Source organism: Saprospiraceae bacterium (genome assembly GCA_026129545.1).
Taxonomy (GTDB): domain Bacteria; phylum Bacteroidota; class Bacteroidia; order Chitinophagales; family Saprospiraceae; genus M3007.
This window is the reverse complement of record JAHCHX010000002.1, coordinates 188459-212016: the sequence shown is the minus strand read 5'-3', so window position 1 is coordinate 212016 and position 23558 is coordinate 188459. Positions and strand designations below refer to the sequence as shown.

At 53.9% G+C, this 23558-nt stretch carries 18 protein-coding genes; 11 read left to right on the top strand and 7 right to left on the bottom strand.

From position 1 onward, the window contains the following. Positions 1-258: 258 nt before the first annotated feature. On the bottom strand, positions 259-2799 hold the full coding sequence (locus KIS77_15160; protein ID MCW5923682.1) for a cadherin-like domain-containing protein: 2541 nt from the start codon (positions 2797-2799) through the stop codon (positions 259-261). A gap of 170 nt (positions 2800-2969) precedes the next feature. Between KIS77_15160 and KIS77_15155 the strand changes: the two genes are divergently transcribed. Both KIS77_15155 and KIS77_15150 read left to right on the top strand, forming a co-directional pair. Next, a complete protein-coding gene (locus KIS77_15155; protein ID MCW5923681.1) occupies positions 2970-4421 on the top strand; it encodes a hypothetical protein in 1452 nt (483 codons plus the stop codon). 133 nt (positions 4422-4554) lie between these two features. Then, positions 4555-5499 carry a hypothetical protein gene (locus tag KIS77_15150; protein MCW5923680.1) on the top strand — a complete coding sequence of 315 codons (945 nt, stop codon included), beginning with the start codon at positions 4555-4557 and terminating at the stop codon, positions 5497-5499. 14 nt (positions 5500-5513) lie between these two features. Here KIS77_15150 and fmt read toward each other — a convergent pair whose 3' ends face one another. Beyond that, positions 5514-6407 (bottom strand): methionyl-tRNA formyltransferase, encoded by an 894-nt coding sequence (fmt, locus tag KIS77_15145; protein MCW5923679.1) that lies wholly within the window; start codon positions 6405-6407, stop codon positions 5514-5516. 128 nt (positions 6408-6535) lie between these two features. Between fmt and KIS77_15140 the strand changes: the two genes are divergently transcribed. The 3 genes from KIS77_15140 to KIS77_15130 all read left to right on the top strand — a co-directional run bounded on the left by KIS77_15140 (position 6536) and on the right by KIS77_15130 (position 9821). Next, complete coding sequence (locus KIS77_15140) at positions 6536-8119, top strand: OmpA family protein (GenBank protein ID MCW5923678.1); 1584 nt, start codon at positions 6536-6538, stop codon at positions 8117-8119. 12 nt (positions 8120-8131) lie between these two features. Further along, positions 8132-8956: a lysophospholipase gene (locus KIS77_15135; GenBank protein MCW5923677.1), complete on the top strand. Its 825-nt coding sequence runs from the start codon at positions 8132-8134 to the stop codon at positions 8954-8956. 124 nt (positions 8957-9080) lie between these two features. Further along, the gene (locus KIS77_15130) at positions 9081-9821 is read left to right on the top strand and encodes a DUF1080 domain-containing protein (GenBank protein ID MCW5923676.1); all 741 of its coding nucleotides are present in this window, start codon (positions 9081-9083) and stop codon (positions 9819-9821) included. Between the two features lie 101 nt (positions 9822-9922). Here KIS77_15130 and KIS77_15125 read toward each other — a convergent pair whose 3' ends face one another. Continuing rightward, positions 9923-10381, bottom strand: a complete 459-nt coding sequence (locus tag KIS77_15125) for a DUF3293 domain-containing protein (GenBank protein MCW5923675.1) — start codon at positions 10379-10381, stop codon at positions 9923-9925. Positions 10382-10456: 75 nt separating this feature from the next. Between KIS77_15125 and yidC the strand changes: the two genes are divergently transcribed. Then, positions 10457-12361 carry a membrane protein insertase YidC gene (gene yidC / locus KIS77_15120; protein MCW5923674.1) on the top strand — a complete coding sequence of 635 codons (1905 nt, stop codon included), beginning with the start codon at positions 10457-10459 and terminating at the stop codon, positions 12359-12361. 94 nt (positions 12362-12455) lie between these two features. On the opposite strand, the gene KIS77_15115 is transcribed toward yidC, so the two are convergent. From KIS77_15115 to KIS77_15105, 3 genes are read right to left on the bottom strand one after another with little or no spacing between them, the layout of a single operon-like run. Continuing rightward, positions 12456-13661, bottom strand: a complete 1206-nt coding sequence (locus tag KIS77_15115; protein MCW5923673.1) for a hypothetical protein — start codon at positions 13659-13661, stop codon at positions 12456-12458. Continuing rightward, positions 13658-14119 carry a hypothetical protein gene (locus tag KIS77_15110; protein ID MCW5923672.1) on the bottom strand — a complete coding sequence of 154 codons (462 nt, stop codon included), beginning with the start codon at positions 14117-14119 and terminating at the stop codon, positions 13658-13660. Before KIS77_15110 ends, KIS77_15115 begins: the two co-directional genes overlap by 4 nt. Continuing rightward, positions 14116-16266, bottom strand: a complete 2151-nt coding sequence (locus KIS77_15105) for a PAS domain-containing protein (GenBank protein MCW5923671.1) — start codon at positions 16264-16266, stop codon at positions 14116-14118. Before KIS77_15105 ends, KIS77_15110 begins: the two co-directional genes overlap by 4 nt. A gap of 146 nt (positions 16267-16412) precedes the next feature. On the opposite strand from KIS77_15105, the gene KIS77_15100 reads away from it, so the two are divergent. Continuing rightward, positions 16413-17438 (top strand): aminotransferase class I/II-fold pyridoxal phosphate-dependent enzyme, encoded by a 1026-nt coding sequence (locus KIS77_15100; GenBank protein ID MCW5923670.1) that lies wholly within the window; start codon positions 16413-16415, stop codon positions 17436-17438. Positions 17439-17516: 78 nt separating this feature from the next. Here KIS77_15100 and KIS77_15095 read toward each other — a convergent pair whose 3' ends face one another. Beyond that, positions 17517-18899 carry a 3'-5' exoribonuclease gene (locus KIS77_15095; protein MCW5923669.1) on the bottom strand — a complete coding sequence of 461 codons (1383 nt, stop codon included), beginning with the start codon at positions 18897-18899 and terminating at the stop codon, positions 17517-17519. A 102-nt stretch (positions 18900-19001) separates the two neighbouring features. Between KIS77_15095 and KIS77_15090 the strand changes: the two genes are divergently transcribed. The 4 genes from KIS77_15090 to dapB all read left to right on the top strand — a co-directional run bounded on the left by KIS77_15090 (position 19002) and on the right by dapB (position 23486). After that, positions 19002-20240 carry a DUF1343 domain-containing protein gene (locus KIS77_15090; GenBank protein ID MCW5923668.1) on the top strand — a complete coding sequence of 413 codons (1239 nt, stop codon included), beginning with the start codon at positions 19002-19004 and terminating at the stop codon, positions 20238-20240. A 148-nt stretch (positions 20241-20388) separates the two neighbouring features. Continuing rightward, positions 20389-20754, top strand: a complete 366-nt coding sequence (locus KIS77_15085; protein ID MCW5923667.1) for a YraN family protein — start codon at positions 20389-20391, stop codon at positions 20752-20754. Between the two features lie 75 nt (positions 20755-20829). Next, positions 20830-22704 carry a choice-of-anchor B family protein gene (locus KIS77_15080; GenBank protein ID MCW5923666.1) on the top strand — a complete coding sequence of 625 codons (1875 nt, stop codon included), beginning with the start codon at positions 20830-20832 and terminating at the stop codon, positions 22702-22704. Between the two features lie 53 nt (positions 22705-22757). Further along, the gene (gene dapB / locus KIS77_15075; GenBank protein ID MCW5923665.1) at positions 22758-23486 is read left to right on the top strand and encodes a 4-hydroxy-tetrahydrodipicolinate reductase; all 729 of its coding nucleotides are present in this window, start codon (positions 22758-22760) and stop codon (positions 23484-23486) included. The last annotated feature ends 72 nt before the right edge of the window (positions 23487-23558 follow it).

Below are 23558 nucleotides of genomic sequence, written 5' to 3'. Positions count from 1 at the left end.
TATACCTCGCGCCGCCAAGTTTTCAGCATCGTCTAGGGTAACGTTTACTAAACTTTTGAAGTTTAGTAAACGTGATCTCATCCTTCCAACCATGCTGAAAACTTGGCGGCACGAGGTATATATTATTTTTATGCCGCAAGACACAAAGGCACAAAATGCGGAAATCAATGAGTATTTTGCTTTGCGTCTTTGTGACTTCGTGGCAAATTTGAAATGCCCAGTAGTGTGAAAAAAGGACTTGCGCCATACACGCGACCGTCAGCGCACGATTTGAAACTTCTTCGTCAACACACCGACACTTGTTTGAGCGGAGACTACATAGAAACCCGGCGACAAGTGGCTGATATTGATTTCGGTGTAGGATTGCTGCACTTTTTGAGCGCTATGTACCTGTCGGCCCGCCACATCAAAAATGGCAAGCGCCTCTATGAAATCATTGCCGTCCAGTCGGATGCGGAGCCTGTCGTTGGCGGGAGAAGGATGCACAAGGAAGCCTTCGCCTCCGTCGGATGCTTTTTCATCCTGTGCTCTTCCCTTCATTGTCGTCCATATCGGTATTTCCACGACCTGATTTTCGCCTGACAACATTCCTCCACTGCCAGAAAAGAGCATGGGGTTGTCAATAGTGATGGTAAAAGATGGTTGCTCGTTTTGCTTGCCCGGTCTGGCACCATCAATAATGTCAATGATGATGAAGTCAAATTGGCCGATGATGCCCTTGCCGCTTGTGGGGGTGCCGCCCGTGCGCGTGAAAGCGGTTTCAAGTCGTCCTTGACGTGGGTTGTTATCCAACCAAAGCGAAGGCGTGTTCAGGTTGAGCCACGAATTTTCAAAGTAAGTCATTTTGAAAGCCGAATCCACGATATTCGGGCTGAGCGAAATGTCGAACGTGAACCCATACAGGTCGGTCACAGGTGACGAGTCGCTGCCAAGCGACACTTCCACCTGCACCAAATCGCCAATTTGTGGGTTTGGAGTCAAAAGTTTGAGTGAAAACGGCAGGCTCTTGGAAGTAGGCGGTATATGCGGGAGCAAATTGTTGAGGCTGCCATAGAACAGGTTGAGCGCGGCAGTATCAAGGTGATTGACCACCCCATTCCCATCCGTATCGGCGTGTTTCATGTCCACCGCATTTCCACTAAAAGGGTTGTTCCAATTGGGGGCAAATTGGCCGTACCATTCAAAGGCGGCGTTTGGGCGTTGAGCTCCGTCCCAGCCCATATAGTGGCCCAAGGGCAAGACATCTTTGTTGTTGACGATTCCGTCGTTGTTCACATCACCGAGCCAGACGCACTCATTGATGCAATAGGGGGCATCCGCGCTCAGGATGTCTGCCACATTCATCCTCACGATGAAGGACTGACATTCGCCGTTGGCGCTTACGCAATAATTGACCTCAAATTCATCTGTCCCGACAAAACCTGCATCGGGCGTGTAAATCAGCAGGTTGTGGCCCGACACCGTTTGCCCGTTGAGGGTCTGCGTGGAATAGCCGGGATAAAAATCACAAACACCGTGTTCGGGCGCGTTCAAAACAGAAAGCTCAAAATCGTTGAAAGGGATGCGATAGTTGAACACAAAAGGGGTTTCCGTCGGGGTGGTCAATTCAAACTCGGAATATGCCGGATTCATATTGCCCACCACGACGCTCACGGTGGCCGTCTCCAAGTTGGCAATTTGCTGATTGCCGATGCGATATTGGAAAGTGGCCGTACCGACGAAATCCGGGTTGGGCGTGAAAGTCACGTTGCCGTTGCCCAGCGTATTGGAAAGGGTGCCGGGAAACCCCTGTGGCACCACCCAGCTTTTCACCAGCAAATTGCCGATGTCGTTTTGGCGGACATTAAAAGTAATAGGTCGCCCCTTTGGAGTAAATACCCTGTCGTCCATAGCCATTTTGTTTTGGTGAGGCGTGTTCAACACGTTCACCTTCACCGTTTTATAGACTACGGTGCCGAAGTTGTTGTTGGCTAGCACAAACTGGTCGGCGCCAACGAAATTGGCGTTCGGGATGTAGCGAAACGACAAGCCGCCGTCCACGCTCACCGTGCCGTTGGCCGGTGCCTGGAACAGCGCGTAGCCATCATGGAGCAGCGGAATGGTCAGCCGGGTATTCTTTGTCGTAGCCACTTGTAACGTGTCGCTGTTCGGGGGGGCATTGCCATGCACCCCGATGCTGGCATGAGTGGTTTTGCAATGATTCAAGGAGTCGCAAACCACATAATTGAGATGCGCCACCCCCGTGAAGCCGGCGGTAGGGGTGAACACCAGATCATTGTTGTTGCCGACGCTGACCGTGCCATTGTTAATCAAAGGTATAGCCGTCACGGTCAATGGGCCATTGCCCACATCATTAGCCAACACATTGATGGTGACAGGCGTGCCGATAGCGGTCACGGCATAGTCGGGTTGCGGGAACAAATCCGAAGGATAGACCACAACCCGATAGGCTTGATACACCAAAAAAGGCCACGAATTGAGATAGGAAAGTTGAACAACAAAAGTATCCACACCAATAAAACCGGGGCCGGGCTGATAGCCAATTCGATAGATGTGAGGGGTGCCCGCACCTCCACTTTGAAGGAGGTGGATTTGCATTTTGCCGTGTTTTGCGGTAGGGCTGGCTTTGTAAACAAATAGGCTGGTGCCTGAAATGGTGTCGGAGACCTCTTTATTGACCGAAGTGGTCAAGTTTTTGAAGGCTCCTGATTGTGCTGAGACGAAACGGGGGGTTCCGAAAGCGATGAGCAGGGGGAACAACAACACCCGAAAACGAGGTTGAAGTAGAGGTACATTCATGGCTGCGGTATTAAATTAAAAAAACGACCAAAATTAGACCTTTTCCGAAGTTCCAACCCCCACATGAACAAAAAAAATATCTTTGCCAAAACCTTTGCTCAAACGCTCGACGAACTCGCTCGGCTAAGTCCATCGAAGTCAATCGTTTAGAGAAACGCACTCAACAACCGATGTCGAAAAAAAATAACACACGCCTCGGAGCGGAACATACGAATAAGGTGTTTCTGACGCTCCGCTACCTACACCCATCCGAGCGAAAACGTCTGGTGAAATACCTCCACTCGCCCTATTTCAACCAAAGCAAGACACTCACCAAATTAGGCGAAATCATGCTCGAGCACATCGAGAGAGGCAAGGAGGGATTCGACCGGCAGGCCGTGTGGAAAAAAATGTTCCCCGGCGAACCCTACGATGATGTCAGCTTCCGTAAGTACTGTTCTGATTTACTCAAACATGTGGAAGGCTTCATGGCACAAGAAACCATCACGCACGACGAGACCCAGCAAGCAATTGATACCCTTGATTTTATCGTTCGCAGAAAGATAGAGCCTTTGTATAGTGGCTCCATCAAGCAAATCCGCCATGATTTGGACAAGGTCAACTATCGCACTTTGGACTACTTCAAGAAGGTGTATTTTACCGAAAGGCTCTACTATACGATGATGGATTTTGATGTAAAAGTGAATGTGCGAGCCAACATAGAAGAAATCTCGAATAGCCTTGACTTGTTTTATTGGATAGAGAAATTGAAACTTTATTGTTCCATGTTGAGTCAGCAGCGAACAAGGAATTTCAACTATCAGGTAAAGTTCATGGATGAAATTCGGAATTATCTTATCAATTTCCCCATTGAAGATGTCCCAGAATTGGCGGTGTATTACTATTCATTGTTAATGTTGCTTGAAGCCGAAACCGTTGAGCATTATTATAATTTAAGACGATTACTCGACAAACATGGAGCGGAAATGCCTCAAAGAGAGGCCATTGAACTATTTGATTCTGCTCTGCACTATTGCACCGGTAAAATAAACAAAGGAAACAAAGAATTTTTACAAGAGTATTTTGATTTGTTTGAAGACGCTATCCACAAAAAAGTGTTTTTGTTGGAGGGCGAACTCGCCCCTTGGAGGTTCAATAATTTAATTGCTGCGGCATTGAGATTGGGAAAGCTCGAATGGGCTGAAAACTTTGTGGACAACTATCGTGAATACTTGCCTCCTGAAAGCAGAGAAAACACATTCTCTTTCAATCTGGCCCGCGTCTATCTTTATCAAAAAAAATATGAAAAAGTATTGGCCTTATTGAGCAATGTGGAATATGAAGACATAGGATACAACCTAATCGGAAAGGCAATGCTGACCATCACATACTATGAGATGGATGAGTATACTGCCTTGGACTCCTTCCTCGAGTCTTTTCGCGTTTTTCTAAACCGATACAAGAACTTCACGCCAGCCAGAAAACGCGGATACCTCAACCTCATCAAATACACCCGCCGCCTCACCCGCCTCATGCCCGGTGACAAAACCACCATCGAAAAACTTCGCGAGGAAATCATCCGGGAAAAGGCCACGACCGTCAACCACGAATGGCTGCTCGAAAAACTGGCGGAGTTTGATTGAAAAAATCTCGGGCGTACGGGCGGGGACGGGAAACTCGCGGACTGGAGCGAAAGCACCATGCAACGCACGGCAATTTTTTGTGACCCTGAGGCGTTTTTAGCCCGAAATTTTTAGCCGTTCCAGATTCATGTCATTGAAAATCAGATTATTCACGCTCGCGCTCTGCTTGTTTGCTGTGTGTGGCGCACAAGCCCAGCCCAAAAACAAAAAAGCGGATAAACTCTCGCCAACGGCCATAGAGCAACTGCGCATGGCAGAAGATACCTTGGCCTTGCTTGCTTACGCGGTGGTCAATGACTCCATCGAAATCGAACGTTTCGCGGCTTGCAGGGCGCTCATACAAGTGCTGACACGCGCCCTAAAAACCGACAATTCCTTCCAATATCGCTTCGACCGGCTCAAGAGCATATCCATCCTTGCGCCACCCGACAGTAGTTTTCGCATATTCACTTGGCAGATGTTCGTCAATGACTCGACTTATCGGCACTACGGCGCGATTCAGATGAACAGCGCCGACCTCAAGCTGTTCCCGCTCATTGACCGCCGACACGATATGGACGACCGCCCTGTGTATGAGCAAATGTCGCCCGAACGCTGGTATGGCGCGCTGTACTACAACCTGATTCAGTTCGATGCGAAAGAGGGGCGCAAGTACCTGCTGTTCGGATACGATGCTTTTGCGTTTTTTGAAAAACGAAAAATTATCGAGGTGTTGAGTTTTGATGACACCGGAAAGCCCGTGTTTGGCGCGCCCGTGTTTGACAAACCCAACACAAAAGTGCCCGAAATGCGCCTCATTTTTGAATATGCCGCCGACGCGCCCATCAAAGTCAACTGGGACGAGCAATATCAGATGATACTGTTCGACCACCTTATTGCCTGGCCCAGCCCTTACGGAAGAGGTGTCATGTTTGTCACCGACGGGAGCTACGATGGCCTTCGATTGGAGAAAGGGCGGTGGAAATTCGTGGAAAAAGTATTCAACGACTCCATGAAAGAGGCGCCGCGACCCGAACCCGTGCTCGACCGCCGCTCCAAAGACATTTTGGGGAAAGACAAAAAAAGACCCAAAGGCTGATTGCCGTCCCGGCCCTATGCAATGCGGTAGCCGTTCAGGAAATCGCGGACGTTCATGTGCCGTTTGCCCTCTATTTGCAGTTCCAGCACATTCAAATAACCGTCTGCCGCGCTGATTTTCAGGTAACTTTTCCCATCCGAAAAAAACGAGCCGGGTGGCAGTTGGCCCACATCCGAAAGTTCTTTCTCCGTGCGCAGAATCTTGAGTTTTTTCCCGTCAAGGCTGGTCCACGCACCGGGGTGAGGGCTAAGCCCGCGTATGAAATTGTGCACCCGTGCGGCAGGTTGCGAAAAATCAATCTGGCAATCCTCCGTGAAAATCTTGGGCGCGTGGGAAGCTTCCGCATCGCTTTGAGGCAAGGGGCGTGCCTCGCCGCGCTCAAGCGACTGCACGGATTTCAACACCAATTGCGCACCCAACACCATCATGCGAGCGTGGAGCTCGCCCGCTGTTTCGTTGTCGCCGATGGGCAGCCGCTCCTGAAAAAGCAAGTCGCCCGTATCAATTTCGTGTTTGAGCAAGAAAGTCGTCAGTCCCGTTTCAGGCTCGCCGTTGATAATCGCCCAATTGATGGGGGCCGCGCCCCGATACTTGGGCAACAGCGATGCGTGCAGGTTCATGGTGCCAAGTGGCGGCATATTCCACACGACTTCGGGCAGCATACGAAAGGCAACCACGACTTGCAAATCAGCCTTCAACTCGCGCAACGCTTCCAAAAACGTGGGATTTTTTAGTTTTTCCGGCTGCAACACCCGCAAGCTGCGTGTCTGGGCAAATTGCTTCACGGCGGATACCTGCAGCCCATGCCGGCCACCCGGCTTATCGGGCGCGGTGACGACGGCCGGAACGTCGTAGCCATTGTCCAAAAGGATTTCAAGCGAGGGCACCGCAAATTCGGGTGTGCCCATAAAAACGATTTTCATTACTTTTGTTCAATCAAAATGATGCGAAAAAAACCTGATTTGCAATGAGAAAAACGCCATTTCCTGCCCTGCTCCTTCTTACACTTTGCTTTTTGTTTTTCATCCAAAAAAACATGGCACAGACACCCGTCGAGGGCTATGTGTTTGAGGAGAACAATCGTGGTTATTTGAGACAAGCAAAAATCCTGATACTGGAACTGCCCGGCAACGTCGTCCGAGCCGACACGTTCACGAACGAAGAAGGGCATTTTGCCACCCTGCTACCGCCCGGCGAATATCGCATGGTGGCAAAAAAAGACATTTTTTTCGACGCGGAACAAACTTTCAAAGTGGCAAAGGAGAAAGTCTTTCTCAAAACAGAAATGCAGCGAAGGCCGGGGTACCTTTTCGACGTGACCATCGCCGAAGCGCGGGAGAACCCCGAAGTGGTGGTGGACGCCGTGCAAGGGGCGTGGATTGAAATTTTCAACCGCACCCAAAACCGCCCCGAACTCGTCCTCCAAAACCATCCCAACGCCTTTTTTCAACACACTTTTGAGCGCGGCAACCACTACACGATTTTGATTCGCAAACCCGGCTTCATCGCCAAGCGCATCGAGGTCTATGTGAACATAGAAGGCTGCATCCTTTGCGTGGACGGAGTGTCAACGCTCTCGCCCGGCGTCACCGAAAACCTGACCAAAGGCAACGAACTCGGCACCTTGCTCGCCAACATCGAGCTGGAGCCTGCCAAAATTGACAAGCGCATCCAAATCCAAAACATCTACTACGACTTCGACAAGTGGGACATCCGCCCCGATGCCGCCGAGCGCCTCGACAAGGTGGTGACGTTGATGAACGACAACCCCGGCCTCACCGTGGAACTCGGCTCTCACACCGACAGCCGCGGCAACGACGACTACAACATGGTGCTTTCCGGCAAACGCGCCGCCGCCGCCGTAGCCTACATCGTCAGCCAAGGCGTTGACAGCCTTCGCATCACCTCCAAAGGCTACGGCGAGAGCCAACTCGTCAACCGATGCCGCAACGGAGTAGCCTGCACAGAGGAAGAACACCAGCAAAATCGCCGCACCGAACTGCGCATCACAGGCATTTCGAGAGACTCGCTGGAGTATAAGCGTTGGCCAAGCCTAGAACAAATCATTCAGGAAGAAGAAAGCAAAGGCAAAAAACCACCCAAAAGCAGCAGCAGCAAAACCCAACCGCAGCGAGCCAAACCCACGCCGACCCTTGAATCACCCCCCGACAAGTCCGCAATAGCCGAAACACCACCGGAAAAGGACCTGCCCGCCACCGCCGCCGACATTTTGGAAGAAGAAGAAACGCCTGCCATGTTGCACGAAGAAGAGCCAGCCATGATGCTTGCCGAAATGGCGGCACCGCCATCCCTCGCCACGCCAACAGCACCTCCTCAGCCCGAACCTTCCCAATCGTTGAAAGAATTGGCCAAAAACCACAGCGGCTTTTGCGTGGAAATCGCACAGTCAGACACATTGCTGCTCGCCTCCGATGCAGCATTCGGCGATTTTGGGGAAATTTTTTGGCACAAAAACAATGACGGCAAATTCTGTTACTTCGCGGGTAGTTTCGACACCCCCGCCAAGGCGCGCGCTTTTTTTCATCAAACGGTGAAACCCCGCAACGAAACGGCGCGGCTGGTGCGATTTAGCAAAGGGAAAAAGACTTATTTCGATTAAAACACTCGCTTGATGAACGAACTATCGTGGAAAAACAACGAAGGGCTTCGGCTCTTCGCCGCCGAATGGCCCGTGAAACATCCCAAAGCAGTCATCGCATTCGTGCACGGACAGAGCGAACATATCGGGCGCTACGAACACATGGCACGTTGGTTCAACCACAACGGCGTGGCGTTCGTCGGCTACGACCAGCAAGGCTACGGACGCAGCGAAGGCAAGCGCGGCCATGCCAAAAGCCTGCAAGTGCTGCTCGACGACATCGGCCAGTTGCTCAAAGAAACCCGCCAGCGTTATCCGCACACGCCGCTTTTCCTCTATGGCCACTCCATGGGAGGCAACCTCGTGCTCAACTATGTCATCCGTCACGACCCCGTGTTGGCTGGCCTCATCGTCACTGGCCCATGGATTCGACTGGCTTTTGAGGCTCCGCCCCTCAAAGTCATCGCCGGGAAAATCCTGCACAAGCTCATACCCACCCTCACCCTGCCAACAGGCTTGGTGGCCCGCTATCTCTCGCACGACGATGCCGTGGTGAAAGCCTACATCAGCGACCCGCTTGTGCACGACCAACTCAGCACCGCCGCAGGCATTGCCCTGCTCAACGGGGCCGATATGCTCAACAAATACTCCGGCGTGTTTTCCATCCCCGTGCTGCTGATGCACGGCGGCAGCGACAAAATCACCTCCCCAAAGGCCACACGCGAGTTTGCAGGCCGTGTGGCAGGCGAGGTGACTTTTCACGAATGGCCGGGACTTTACCATGAAATTCACAATGAGCCCCAGCAAGAACAGGTGTTTGAATACACCCTCGCTTGGATGAAGCGGTTCATCGGCTGATGCAGACACTTGTTTTTCAAATCGTGAACCTTTCAGTCGCCCGTGTCACCCGCCCCCGGCTGGAGGGGCCGGGGGCGGGGTTGACGCGAACAGAGAAAGTTTTCACTTCAAATCAATTCTGACAATGAAGCACTTGACAGCATTTTTCCTCACCTTTTTCGCCTCTTTCACCCTTTGCTGCGGCCAAATCACCGACCCCAGAGCCACCGAGGTGTGGCAACCGGAGCCGCGGGTCGTCACGCCCGGCCAAGGCACCAAGCCTCCCTCCGATGCCATTGTGTTGTTCAACGGGACAGGCTTTTCGGAGTGGGTCAGCCTAAAAGACTCGGCAGCAGCGGTGTCGTGGAACCTTGCCCGAGACAGCAGCATGACGGTGCAGCCCGGCACTGGCGACATCATGACCAAACGTGTTTTTGGCGACTGCCAATTGCACCTCGAGTTCAGAACCCCCTCGGTCGTGAAAGGCGAGGGACAAGGGCGGGGCAACAGCGGCGTTTTTCTGCAAGACCGCTATGAGGTGCAAGTGCTCGATTCTTACCAAAACCGCACCTACTCCAACGGCCAATGCGCCTCCATTTACAAGCAAACCATCCCCTTGGTGAACGCCTGCCGCCCACCCGGAGAATGGCAGACCTACGACATTCTTTTCATCGCGCCGCGTTTCAATGCCGACGGCATTCTCCTCACGCCGGGGCGCGTCACAGTCATCCAAAATGGCGTGGTGGTGCAAATGAACACCGAAATAAAAGGCACGACCGAATATATCGGGCTGCCGCGCACGGAAGCGCATGGCAAAGCGCCCATCCGACTGCAGGACCACGGGGATTTGGTCAGCTATCGCAATATCTGGTTGCGAGAGCTGTGAGCGCGCCGCTGCCGCAAATCAAAGTCGGGCGGTACTCCGAGTCTTCGCCGACACCGCCGTTGCGCGTCCTTGCCAACGACCTTCCACCACAAACCCCACGCTCATTGCAGCCACCATAGTTCTGCCTCGCCGCCATTTTCCCACCATACGAGGGCATTTTGGGAGAAATGCCGCCCTGTGCGAACGGCGTGTTCGGGCGAGATGCCCAAGGCCCAGAAGCTTTCCTCTGGCGGCCAGTCGCCGCGAGTGCCGATGCCAATGCCAGGTAGCACCTCCGTTGCGACGGCGGTCAGCATGGACTCCAGCGCTGCGTTTCCTTGCCGGTTTGTTTCCAAAGGCGCTGCATGAGAGCGCGGGTTCCATGCAGTGATAAAGGCAAACGTCTTGATGTGGCGCTCGTTGAGCCAATCAACAAGTGCGGCATCGAGGGGGCCAATGGCGATATCGAATCGCGGGGCTATGCTCCTGTAAACCGTGCTTAGATACGCCTCGACGAGTTCTCGGTCGAGCCAATCGGGATAATCTTCGAGGTTTCTTATTACGGCAACGGGCTTTGACATACTTTTGCGGCGCTTTTTGGCCCCACCCCCTACTCTTCATATAAATGGAGGGAAAAAGTGGAGGAAGAATTTTTTATGGAAGATAAACAGAGTCAACTTAACACGATTATTGGCATGGGGCTGATTTTTTTGCTCCTTTACTTGTGGATGCAATACTCCGCGCCGCCCCCGCCAACACCTGACCAAACAGACACGCAAACCTCGCAAAATGCCGAACCATCGCAAAATCAACAGCTGGCTTCGCTGACTCCCACGCCCGGTGCTCCCGAACAATCTTCCTCGCCTGTGAGCGACTCGCTGCGCCAAGCGGCTTTGGCGGGGCAGTTTGGCACCTTCGCCGCTGCCGGCGCTGGCCAAGAGCAGCTCGTTGTTTTGGAAAATGACCTGACGCGCATCACCTTCACCAGCAAAGGCGGGCGCATCAAAGAGGTGTTTCTCAAAAACTATGAAAAAATCAGCACCGACTCGGCAGGCAACGAGTTTAAAAACCCCGTGCGCCTGCTTGAAGACAGCAAAAATCGCTTTGGCTACGACCTGACACTCAGCGGCGGTCAGAAGCTCAACACCGAAGAACTTTACTTCACGGCAAACAAAAACGGCACTTCCGTGACCTTCCGGGCCGATGCCGGTGAAGGCCGCTATCTCGAACAAAAATACACGCTCAGCCCCGACGATTATCGCTTGGATTACTCGGTGGGCGGCAACGGCCTTCAAAACGTGCTGGCACAAAATGCGCTCCGCCTTCAGTGGGTCAATTACCTCGACAAGTTGGAGAAAAACCAACAGTACGAGCGCAGCATGTCAACCGTCTATTTCAAGCCAACAGAGGAGTCGGCGGATTACTGCGACTGCCGCTCCAACGACACGGAAAGCCTCGGCGAAAAGCCCATCAAGTGGCTCGCCCATTCCAATCAGTTTTTCAACACGTCGCTCGTCGCCAACAATTTTTCGTTCCGCGAATTCGTCGGCGAGACCATCATGTTCACCGACGCTGACCCGGATTTGAAGCTGCTGAAAACCACGGCCCTCGTCCCGCTCGACAACGGCACGGCGAGCATGGCCATCTACACAGGCCCCAACGAATTCGAGCGCCTGCGAGCTTTTGGTGTCAACTTGGAAGACATCATTCCGTTCGGCTCCAGCATTTTTGGCTCCATCAATCGCTGGGTCATTCACCCCATGCTGGACTTCCTCGCACGATTTATCAGCAATCAGGGCATCGTGATTCTGATGCTGACGCTGTTGGTGAAACTCCTGCTCTATCCGCTCACCTACCGCATGGTGCTGAGCCAATCGAAGATGGCCGCCCTCAAACCTCGTTTGGAGGCTTTGAAGAAAAAACACGGCGACGACCAACAGGCCATGTCCATGGAGACCATGAAGATGTACAGCGAGTATCGCGTCAACCCGCTCGGTGGTTGCTTGCCTATCTTGTTGCAGATGCCGATATGGTTCGCGCTCTACCGCTTTTTCCCGGCGGCCATCGAGTTTCGTCAGGAAAGTTTCCTGTGGGCCACCGACCTTTCCAGCTACGATAGCATCGTCAATCTTCCCTTCCACTTGCCCTTTGGGGCGGGCGCGCACATCAGCGCCTTCACGATGATTTGGGTCGTCACCACGCTCTGGTACACTTGGTATTCGATGAAGCAGATGGATACCTCCACCATGCAGACCGACCAAATGAAGGTGATGAAGTACATGCAATATTTCATGCCGGTGATGTTCATGTTCTTCTTCAACTCGTTTGCCTCTGGCCTCACCCTCTATCTGTGTTTCAGCAATATCCTGAATATCGGCCAGACGGTGGTCACCAAGCAATTCCTCATTGACAACGAAAAAATCAAGGCCGAGCTGGAAGCCAACAAGAACAAGCCCAAAAAGGGCGGTGGCTGGCGCGAACGCTTGGAGCAGGCGATGAAAGAGCAACAGCGGGTGCAGGCCGAGCGGGAAAAGCAGCAGCAACAGAAGAAAAAGAAATGACGGGGCCCCAACGCCGGAAGGGTTCAACCGACCAACGTCGGAAGGGTAACCAACGTCGGAAGGGTTCAAAACCCTTCCGACGTTACCACCGACGTTACTTGGAAAAAGTGAATCCCTCCAACTCGCGCACCGCATCCACCGTGTCGAAATCGGCCACCTGATAGAAGTGCTGCTGGGTTTCCTTGAACAGCGCCTGCAACGCTTCGCGGGCATCGTCGAAGGAGGCAAGGGTGGTCTGGCGGCGGCGGCTGGCAAAATCTTGGGCAGCACCGCCTAACTGGTGAATTTTCGACACCAAGCCCAGCCAAAAATAAAACGTGCGCTGGTCTTCCTCTTTGGCTGCTTGGTTGGGCGCGATACTGCTCCGCACTTTCCCACCCAATTTTTTGATGACGGCGACGGCGGGTTGCACATGCCCTTGTTGCAAGGCATCGTTGCCGAGCACGAACATTTCCTTCGAAGTCGCCTCCATGGCGGAGAGCTTTTCCACGGCATCCATCACCGCGAGCAAATCATCCTTGTGCATGGCTTTGATGCCGATTTCTTTCATGCAATTGCCGATGGTCGTGTTGAGGTAAGAGCTGCTGGAGTCGCCGGCGGTGTGGTGCAGGATGTAGTTGTAGGTGAAGCTCAGTATGTCGAGCGCCTTGCGCATGTTTTCGTTGTTGAACTGCGCGCCGTCGTAGGTGACGCTGAGGCTGACGGCATCGTTCAGTATTTTGCCGATGAGTTTGGTGTCGCGGTGTTCCTGCGGGATATTGAGCAGGTATTCCACCAATTTTTCGCATTGTTCCAAGAAGATGTTTTTGGCTCGTCCGCTCCGCAGTTCTCGCGCCAATATGCCGAGGTCTTCCAAATCCTTTTGCGGCACCGTTTTGTGCGTTTCAAAATGGCGGATGGCATCGTTGGCTATTTTTTCGGAGAGTTGTTGTTCGATGTTGCGGGAGGAGCGGAAATTTTTTATCAAAGAGCGAAGCCCCAGAATCAACACCAGTATGAGCGCGGCCAGGACGAAGAGCGGCACGAGCCAACCGGAATGTTCTTCGCTCACGGAGCGGTCGAACCCCACGTTGCTCAACAGGAAAATCACCACAATCAATACTACCTGTATCACAAAAAGGCGTGCCCACCCGCTTCCGAGGCGCTCGTTATAGACATCGCGCAAGCCCCCCGCGATGAAGGTCTGGAAAATAAGCGAGGGCACACCCATGATGAACACGACGAAGGTGATGGCAATGCCCGCTGCGGTGGCCAGCCATTCGGGGTCGAGCCATTCTCTTGTGTTGAAAAGAAGCATCATTTAGTGCAATGACTTCTATGGACGTGACGTATGAATTCGATAAAAGCGTTTTCGTGGTAGGCGTGGGTTTTCACTTTGAAATTGTCTTCGGAAAGGAGAATAGGGTCGTCGAACAGCTCGGGGTTTTCCTCTTGTGCTTCGATGGTGAACACGCCGAACCGCGTTTCGCGCAGGTGCTCGAATTGGTCTTTTTGCGGCCCCATGATGGCATTGAGCAGGGCGTAGCCAAATTTTTGAAAGTTGTTTTCGCGATAAGTGTTCCACATATCGTCGGGCCCGGGTGGCAAGCGGAGGTCAACGATGACGACATCGAACGGCTCGTTGCGCAGCCGGTAGAATGCCTCGGTGGCATCCAGCGCGAAATGCGGCTCTATGTCGTCCTGCATGTAAAGCGCCATTCGTTTTTCCGTCAGGTCATGGAACAGGTTGTCGTCAATCCAGAGGAGTTTAATGGTCATTTTGCGATGGGTAAAGTGATGTGAACACGGGTGATGAAAGGGTTGGAGTACATATCGGGCAGGTTGCCAAAAGTGGGTTCGGAAGTGATGCGAAGGGTGCCGCCATGTTTGCTGATGATGTCTTGCGCGTCGTAGAGGCCGATGCCGGTGCCGGAGCGCCCCCTGTCCTCCGATTCGCGCCCGCGCCGGCCAAATTGGAAAATAGAGCCAGACTCCAGCTCCTCTCGGCGGATGGGCACGCCCCAGTTTTCGATGGTGATTTCCACCGTGTCACCTTTTTGTTCGATGCGGAGGTTGACCCAGGGCTGGCGGTCTTGGCCTTTTGTCCAGCTGTATTTGATGGCGTTGTGGAGGAGGTTGTGAAAGGCGCGGTTGAGCGAGTTTTTGTGGCACGACACGAGGATGTGGTCGCGTTGGCTGAATTGCAGCACCATGCTGACTCGGTTGATGGCCGCGAACTCGTCCAGAAAACGCACGGCGTCCATGACGATGGGGATGAGGTTGTGCGGTTTGAGCTCTTGCTGCACGATTTCGCCCCGGCGCAGATAATCGCGGAAATAATAAAAGTCCGGGATGCGCTCGTTCAGCTCGTCCAACGAGATGGAAAGCGAAACCATGCTGGTCAGCCGAAGCATCTCGTCCACGTCGGTGCGCAGGTTGCGGAGCATTTCGCGGGGCAGGTTGAGCCGGCGCAGCCCATCGAGATGCTTCCTGATTTCGAGGAGGACGCGTCTGCTCAGCGCGGCATTGTCCTTTTCGCGCTCGGAGCCGGTTTCGCCCAACGGGAGTTTTTGGGTCAGTTTTGACAGACGCGTCAAGTGTTCCACGCCTACGTTGCGTTCTTCCGCGATGGCGTTTAGCTCCTTGAGCGCCTCTTCCAATCTCTTTTTGCAGCGCACCGCGTCGGCAGCGGCTTTCATGCGGTCAATGTGTGTCTCGTCTTTTAGCAAATCCTCGCCGTGCGCTTTCATCAGCATGGAAAGAGTGTCGCGCAGCCCGTTGATGGTGGCGATGTAAGTGTGCAGAATCGAGCTAAAATCGGCTTCCAGCGTGCGGGTGTGGCCGCGCACATGGTCGGTCACGTCGTACACGGCCCCGACGCGGAGATGTTGGTTTTCTTCCGCGACATAGCGCACGTTGGCCACCACGTTGCGCCGCCGCCCCTGTTTGTCCTGAATCTCCATGTAGTAGTCGAGCAGCGACTGCTGGTTGGCGGCAGCCTTGTTCAGCTCGGTTTTGAAGGCTTCGTAGGCGGCGCGGTTCGGGTGAAATTGGCTAATCGGCTTGGAAAGTATCTCGTTGGGCGACTCGTAGCCATGAATGTGGGCAAAGGTGAGATTGGCGCTTGAGATGATTTCCTCGCCTTGTCGGTTGGTGTTCACCAAAAACAAACCCACGGGCAGGTCATTTTGAATAATCTCGAACGTGACGTCATGAATGCTGCCCTTCACGCGGGCGATGCCTTCCGTCTCTCCGGCAATGCCGATGCAGCTCATCTTTACCACTACCATGGCCCCGTCTTTGCGGCGCAGTTTGAGCTGTCGGTCTGTGAGGTGCGGGTTTTTCCTGATTTCCTTTGCTAGTGCGGCTATCTTGTCTGTTTCCCAAAACAGGTCTTCGAGCGATTTGCCTTTTATTTCCGCCGGGCTGCCATATTTCAACACGTCGGCAAACGTGTGGTTGCAATCCACGATGACCAAGTTGTGGTCCACCTCGAAAAAACCCGTGTGCACCATCTCCTCAAATTCCGCGAACCATTCGATGTCACTCATGCTCAGGGCGATGCACAGCAGGCCACACAACGTGCCGCTCTCATCGCGGAAAGGCTGCGACACAAAGCGGATTTTGCGGTATTCGTCGTGAATCTTGAGACGCACCGTGAGATTGTTGTGCCAGGTGCCGAGCGAGGCAGTTTGCAATTGCCGCAGGATGTAGTCACGTTCCTTGGCATCCTCGTAATAGCTCGTGATGTTGTACGACGATAAGTCGCGCGTGCGGTCGAGTATGAAAAAATCAACCGCTTGCTCGTTGGCAAACAGGAAGTTCCCCAATTTGTCGCTGGCGTAAATCGGGAACGGCAGGTCTTGAATCCGGCTGAACGCCGTTTCGATTTCCTGCCGCAGGGCGGGGGAGAGGGTTGGTTCCATGGCTGCTGTTAGGATTGCTTCAGGCTGCCAAAAGTATAAAATTTTTGCTTCGCGCTGATTTTGAAGGATAAATTTTGGAAGAATCGCAACTTCGCCCTCCCAAACAGGTGTCGCGGCCAGCGACCCTTTCAAAAGTTCAGGATACCATGACTTCAAAGACGATAAACCTGCTTTCCGACACCGTGACCAAGCCCACGCCCGGGATGTTGGAAGCCATGTTCGCTGCCGAGGTGGGCGACGATGTGTTCCGCGAAGACCCCACCGTGAACGCATTGGAGGCGAAATGCGCCGCGCTCTTTGGTCACAAGGCCGCATTGTTTTGTCCATCCGGCACGATGGCCAACCAGATTGCGCTCAAGGTGCATACCCGCCCGCTCGACGAGGTGATTTGCGACGAGATGAGCCACATCTACCAGTATGAGGTGGGGGGCTATGCTTTTCACTCCGGCATTGCCATCCAACTCCTGAAAGGCGACAACGGTATTCTTAGCCCGGCGCTTGTGGAGGCCGCCGTGAGGCCCCGATTCGATTGGCTGCCCGTGAGTCGCCTCGTTGTCGTCGAAAACACTTGCAACAGAGGGGGCGGGAGCATCTATGCTTTGGCGCAATTGCGGGCGATTCGAGCGGTCTGCCGCGGGCACGGCCTTGCGCTGCACTTGGATGGTGCCCGCATTTTCAATGCGTTGGTGGAGACGGGCGACACGCCTGCCCAAATCGGTGCCGAAGTGGACAGCCTCTCGGTATGCCTCTCCAAAGGACTGGGAGCGCCCGTGGGTTCGGTACTCATTGGCAGCGAAGCGTTCGTGGCGGAGGCGCGGCGCGTGCGCAAAGCGATGGGTGGTGGTATGCGGCAGGCAGGCTATCTCGCAGCGGCGGGCATCTATGCTCTCGACCACCACATAGAGCGGCTGAAAGACGACCACGCCCACGCTCGGTTGTTGGCCGACACGTTGGCGGCCTTGCCTTATGTCGCCAACATCCGCCCGGTGCAGACCAATATCCTCATTTTTGACTTGGTGGCCGGAGCTACCCCCGCGCGTTTTCTCGCTCACCTGAAACAACACGACATCGTCGCAACCTCCTTTGGGCCGCAGACGATTCGTTTCGTGACCCATCTGGATGTGACGAGGGAGATGGTAGAAAGGGTAGGGGAGGTGCTGAGAGCGTTTTGAGGTGTGGGGGGGGGGGCAAGGGTTTGTTTTTCAAAAATTCAGTAGCGCAAAAAATCAACAAATTATGACTTGGAACACTCAAAACCCCACCACTCGCGCACCCTTCTTCCCATCCAAATAGCCCCGAATGATTTTGGCCGCGTCGGGGTCTTCAAAAGACGTGGCTATGCATTCGAGCAAGTCCTCTGCGGTGTATTGCATGGAAGCATCCACATACCCGAAGCCGAGGTAGCGGCCTTCCTGCACCCCCACCACGGCCATTTCGTCGGCGTTGCGACCTTTGTCCAAAATGAAAAAACTGCCGGAGAGCCGGCGGTTCAGTTGTTCGAGCGCCGCAAGTACCCGCTCATTGTAGGCTGCCGGCGCCTCCTCACCCACGCAAGCGCCTCGGCATTTTTTGATGGAATAGTGGAAACAGGCTCGCTCGGAGGCATCGAGGTGGCTGAGCCGGTAACACAGCTCATATTGGCGCACAATGCTTTGCAGGTGGCTGCGGGCGCTGTCCACCTTCGGGTAGTCTACCACGAGCTCGAGGTTTTTGGTGTTGCGGGCGGTGCGCTTGCCCACCGCAAGGCATTGGTAGCCATTTTGGTCGGTGTAAGTGAAAATACCCCCCGAATGGCTGCGGATGCGCAAGGCGCGGTTGATGCGGGGCAAGAGGCGCTTGATTTCGGCGCTTTCGAGCAGCAGGGCCACCAGTTCGCTGCCGGTGGTTTCCCAGCTGAGGTCGGCCACCCCCGTGCGGAGTTTTTCGCCTTTGGGGGTCAGGTCAGCGAAGTGCTCAAAGAGCCGTTTTCTGATGTTCAGGCTTTTGCCGACATAGATTACCTCGCCGCGTTCGTCGTGCAGGTAATAGACGCCACAACTTTCGGGCACAGATTCGAGGCGTTCGAGAGTGATGGTGGCTGGCAATTTCGCCTCGCGGATGCTGCTGCGCAGGAGCGATTTGACCGAGTTGTCGCCTTGCGTTGCCAATATCATTTCAAATATGCGCACGGTGGCGAGGGTGTCGTCCAAGGCGCGGTGGCTGCGTTCCGCCTGTATGCCAAAATGTTTTTTCAAATTGCTAAGGCTGTAGCTGGGCAGGCCGGGAAATGTTTTGCGGGCCATGCGCACCGTGCAAAGTTGTTGTCGGGAATAAGCAAAGCCCAGCCGGGCGAACTCCTCGCGGACAAATGAATAGTCGAACGAAACATTGTGCGCCACGAACACGGCTCCTTCGGTGAGCTCCACGATGCGTTTGGCCACTTCGTAGAATTTTGGCGCGTTGGCCACCATCTCATCCGTGATGCCCGTAATCATGGTGATGTTCCACGGGATGCTTCGCTCTGGGTTGATGAGCGTGGAGTAGGTGTCAAGCACCGATTCGCCGTCGTGCAACACGATGGCGATTTCGGTGATGCGCTCCCGGCGGGCCATGCCGCCAGTGGTCTCCACGTCTATGATGGCGTATTTTGGCATTCGTTGTTTGGATGGTTTTAGCGTCAATCCTCCATTTTTTGCGCCTTTTTTGGGTAGTCGCATTTTTTTCGCAGACATTTGCAAACGTAAAACACTATTTGTTTGGAAAATAAAAAGTGGGCGGATTTTTTTCTCAAAACCATGCTGCTGGTAGGCTTGCTCTATCGGAGTTCCACGCTGTTTACCCAAACAAATATTGTCGAAAGCGACGCATCGCTGTTGGTGCCACCTCCTGCCGTTGTCGTGGGGGCTGAAAGAATGCCCCTGCTGTTGCCTCAAATTCACGGCAAAAATGTCGGCTTGGTGGTCAATCATTCCTCTTTGGTGGGTTCCGCTCATTTGGTGGACACGCTTTGTGCCTTGGGCGAATGCGTAAGCCGCATCTTTGTGCCAGAGCATGGCTTCAGGGGCACCGCTGATGCGGGCGAAATGGTGAAGGACGGTCAGGATGCCCGCACAGGCACGCCCATTGTGTCTTTGTATGGAAAAAAGAAAAAGCCCTCTCCCGCCGACCTGCGCGAGGTGGATGTGGTGGTGTTCGACATTCAGGATGTGGGCGCTCGTTTTTACACCTACATCAGCACGCTCTACTACGTGTTGGAAGCTTGTGCGGAGCAGGGCAAGCCCGTCGTCGTGCTCGACCGCCCCAATCCCAACGGCCACTATGTGGATGGCCCTGTGTTGGATATGCGGCTCGCATCGTTTGTGGGGGTGGCCCCATTGCCCATCGTGCATGGCTGCACCATGGGCGAGCTGGCACGTTTGTTTGCCGGCGAGTATTGGTTCCATCAAGCCGAGCGGCTTGATTTGCGCGTCATTCCCTGCGAACGCTACACCCATCAAACGCCCTACGACCTGCCTGTGAAGCCATCACCCAATTTGCCCAACACACGCGCCGTGTTGCTTTATCCGTCGCTTTGCTTGTTTGAGGGCACCGTTGTCAGTGTGGGTCGTGGCACCGATTGGCCTTTCCAGATAGTGGGCGCGCCGGAATTTGCCCACGATTCGTTTTGGTTTGTGCCCCGACCCAGTCCGGGGGCGCGTCACCCACTGCACCAAGGGTGGGTTTGCAAAGGTTTCGACCTTCGGCAGGTATCGGTGGATAGCCTTCGGGCGCAAAAACAATTGAGCCTCGGCTACTTGCTCGACTTTTATCGGCAATACCCCAACAAGCCGTCGTTTTTTTTGAAAAACAAATTTTTTGACCAACTGGCAGGCACCTATTCGCTCCGAAAGCAAATAGAGGAAGGAAAAAGCGAGGCTGAAATCCGAGCCACTTGGCAAGCGGATTTGGAGGCGTTCCGGGAGATTCGGAAAAAGTATCTGCTGTACGCGGATTGATACCGATGCGTTTTTTTACTGTTTTTGAGATGTCGCCCCCCCCCATTCCTCCGGGATGACACCTCTTCACAAAGCGAGAATGGCCGCTTTGATTTTCAAAATATCGCGCTTCTGACCATGCTGAAAACTTGGCGGCGCGAAGTCTAATATGTCTGACCATCTTGAAATTGGTAAAAAGGGCGAGCAAATCGCCACTGAATATCTGGAGCGCAAAGGCTGGCGCATCGCGGCACGCAACTGGCGCGCTGGGCGCGGCGAGATAGATATCGTGGCTTGGGCTGATGAGCGGCTTTTGGTGTTCGTGGAAGTGAAAACCCGTGCAGGCGATGGCTATGGCGGGCCAGAAGAAGCCGTGGGCGCACGCAAGCAAGACCTCATGGCACGCACAGCAGGGGCTTATATGGAGCACATTGGCTATGACTGGGAGATTCGATTCGACATCGTGGCCGTACTGCTCAAAGGCGACAAAGTGTTGGATATCCGCCACATTGAGGATGCTTTTTTCCCGATGTAAATGTATTTATGGAAAAACGTTAGACCTTTCCGAGCGAAAATTTTACTCGACCTTGCAACATCCTTCACTTTGGTTATGAAGCAAATACTACTTCCCCTCCTCGTCCTTTGGGCGACGTTCGCTGCCCAATCCCAAAACCAGAACACCACATTCCGTTCCAAGCTGGTTTTTCCGGGACAAACCCTCGCCAACGTGTGGGGATACGACATAGATGGAAAGGAGTATGCGCTCGTCGGGGGGCGCAATGGCCTCATCATCGCGGATGTCACGAATCCCGACGCGCCGCAACAAATCGTGCAAATACCGGGGCCAAGCAATCTTTGGAAAGAAATCAAGACGTACAAGCACTTCGCCTACGTCGTGTCCGAAGGAGGGCAGGGCATCCAAATCGTGGATTTGAGCGGGCTGCCCTCACCCAATCTGAATCACCGCTTCTACACAGGCGACGGTGCCATCGCCAACCTGCTCAACCGCATTCATGCGCTGCATATTGACACCACCAAAGGATTTTTATACGCTTACGGTGGCGACTTGTTCGGCGGTCGCGCCAAAATTTTCAACCTCAACCCCGACCCCTACAACCCCACCTACGCTGGCACTTTCAACACCAACTTCGCAGGCAATCAGAATTATATCCACGACGGATATGTGGACAATGACACCCTCTACGGCGGGCACATCTACGGCGGCTTTTTTTCCATCGTGAACATGGCTGACAAAAGCAACCCTCAACTCATCAGCACACAAATCACGCCCAACGCCTTCACGCACAACACTTGGATTTCGCAAGACCGCCGCGTTATTTTTACCACCGACGAGGTGAACAACTCTTACCTCGCGGCCTACGACGTGTCCGACCCCACAGATGTGAGGGAACTGGACAGAATACAGAGCAACCCCGGCAGCAACTCGATGGTGCACAACACGCACATTCTCGACAATTGGGCAGTCACTTCATGGTACAAGGACGGCTTCACCATCGTGGATGTGACACGCCCCGACAACCTCGTGCAAGTGGGCAATCACGACACCTACACGGGCAGCGGCGGCGGCTCCGAAGGTTGTTGGGGCGTGTATCCCTATTTCCCTTCCGGCACCATAGTGGCTACCAATATCACCGCACAAGGCACCAACAATGGCGAATTGTGGGTCGTGACCCCCACTTACGTCCGCGCTTGTTATTTGGAAGGAAAAATCACCGACGGTGTCACGGGATTCCCGCTCGGCAATGCCAAAGTGGAACTGCTCGGCACGGCCACGCAGGAATTCAGCAACTTGACAGGCCAATACAAAACCGGGCAAACACAAACGGGGCTTTTCACCGCCCGCGTGACCCGAGCCGGTTATCAAACGGTGGAGACGGAAGTGCTCATGGAGAGCGGCAAAGTGCGCGTGCTGGATGTCGAGATGTTCCCGCCCGGCGCCTTCACCGTGAGCGGTCAGGTGCTTCGCTCGCCCGACCTCGAACCCGTGCCAGATGCTGCGGTTTATCTGTTTGGCCGCGACACGGAATACGCCGCCGTGACCGATGGGGATGGGATGTTCAGCATTGGCAACGTGCTGCCCGGAAGTTACGACGTAACCGCTGGCGCCACAGATGTGGGCCAAGTGATGCACCACGAGCAAAAATTGTTGAGAGACACGGCGCTGACGCTCTATCTCTTTAAGGAATACCGCCGGAACGACGACAAATGGAAAGGCCGCGACCCGCTGGGCCTTCGGGAAAATCCTTTCCGCGACCACACGACATTGATTTACCAATTGCCCGAACCGTGCGACTGCTCGCTCGTGGTGGTCAACGCCTCGGGGCAAGTGGTGGAAAACGTCGGATTGACACAGCCAAACGGCTCCCTTGAATTGGGCCGGGCCTACGAGCCGGGCGTTCATTTCATCCATCTCAAACAGGCTGGTACGGTCGTCCAAACCCTTAAATTGCTGAAAGTTCGGTGAGATGAAAAGACTTAGCATTAGCACATTGTCTGATTAGCACACTACACTTAACAATGCTCAAAATCGGCCTTTTCGGATACGGAAAAATGGGACGAGCGATTGAATTGCTCGCTGCCGAACAAGGTATGGCCATCGTGTGGCGCGTCACGCGGGAAAACCGCGCGGAAGTCACCCCGGCGTTGCTGCGGCAAGCCGATGTCGTCATCGAGTTCACGCGCCCCGAATCAGCCTTCGACAATGTGATGCAGTGCCTTCGAGCGGGCGTGCCAGTGGTGAGCGGCACCACGGGTTGGCTGGAGCGGCTCCCGGAAGCACAGGAATTTTGTGAGAAAAATGGAGGTGCGTTGCTTTGGGCTTCCAATTTTAGCATCGGGGTCAACCTCTTTTTCGCGCTCAATACCTACCTGTCAAAAATGATGGACGAACGCCCCGAATACACCCCTGCCGTCACCGAAATCCATCACATCCACAAACTCGACGCCCCGAGCGGCACCGCCCTCACTTTGGTGCAAGGCATGGTGGAGCACGTGCGCCGATTGTCGGGCTGGGCCTTGTCGCCCCCGATACCAGTGCCGGGCGAAATTCCAGTGAGCGCCATCCGTGAGGGAGAGGTGCCCGGCACCCACATCGTCGCATGGGCAAGCCCTGCTGACGAAATCAAAATAGAGCATCGTGCCCATTCGCGTCTGGGTTTTGCGAGTGGCGCACTATTGGCCGCCCAATGGCTGGCAGGCAAACAAGGCTTCTTCTCAATGCAGGATGTCTTGGGAATTGAGGAATGACGAATGGGAAATGACGATTTGTGTGTGTCCAAAATAAATTGACCAAACCAGTCAGTCACATCTTATGCGAAA

Coding starts and splice junctions, on each gene's coding strand:
- KIS77_15160 (MCW5923682.1), bottom strand. CDS start 2,799: ATGAATGTACCTCTACTTCAACCTCGTTTTCGGGTGTTGTTGTTCCCC.
- KIS77_15155 (MCW5923681.1), top strand. CDS start 2,970: ATGTCGAAAAAAAATAACACACGCCTCGGAGCGGAACATACGAATAAG.
- fmt (MCW5923679.1), bottom strand. CDS start 6,407: ATGGGCACACCCGAATTTGCGGTGCCCTCGCTTGAAATCCTTTTGGAC.
- KIS77_15140 (MCW5923678.1), top strand. CDS start 6,536: ATGGCACAGACACCCGTCGAGGGCTATGTGTTTGAGGAGAACAATCGT.
- KIS77_15135 (MCW5923677.1), top strand. CDS start 8,132: ATGAACGAACTATCGTGGAAAAACAACGAAGGGCTTCGGCTCTTCGCC.
- KIS77_15130 (MCW5923676.1), top strand. CDS start 9,081: ATGAAGCACTTGACAGCATTTTTCCTCACCTTTTTCGCCTCTTTCACC.
- KIS77_15125 (MCW5923675.1), bottom strand. CDS start 10,381: ATGTCAAAGCCCGTTGCCGTAATAAGAAACCTCGAAGATTATCCCGAT.
- yidC (MCW5923674.1), top strand. CDS start 10,457: ATGGAAGATAAACAGAGTCAACTTAACACGATTATTGGCATGGGGCTG.
- KIS77_15115 (MCW5923673.1), bottom strand. CDS start 13,661: ATGATGCTTCTTTTCAACACAAGAGAATGGCTCGACCCCGAATGGCTG.
- KIS77_15110 (MCW5923672.1), bottom strand. CDS start 14,119: ATGACCATTAAACTCCTCTGGATTGACGACAACCTGTTCCATGACCTG.
- KIS77_15105 (MCW5923671.1), bottom strand. CDS start 16,266: ATGGAACCAACCCTCTCCCCCGCCCTGCGGCAGGAAATCGAAACGGCG.
- KIS77_15100 (MCW5923670.1), top strand. CDS start 16,413: ATGACTTCAAAGACGATAAACCTGCTTTCCGACACCGTGACCAAGCCC.
- KIS77_15095 (MCW5923669.1), bottom strand. CDS start 18,899: ATGCCAAAATACGCCATCATAGACGTGGAGACCACTGGCGGCATGGCC.
- KIS77_15085 (MCW5923667.1), top strand. CDS start 20,389: ATGTCTGACCATCTTGAAATTGGTAAAAAGGGCGAGCAAATCGCCACT.
- KIS77_15080 (MCW5923666.1), top strand. CDS start 20,830: ATGAAGCAAATACTACTTCCCCTCCTCGTCCTTTGGGCGACGTTCGCT.
- dapB (MCW5923665.1), top strand. CDS start 22,758: ATGCTCAAAATCGGCCTTTTCGGATACGGAAAAATGGGACGAGCGATT.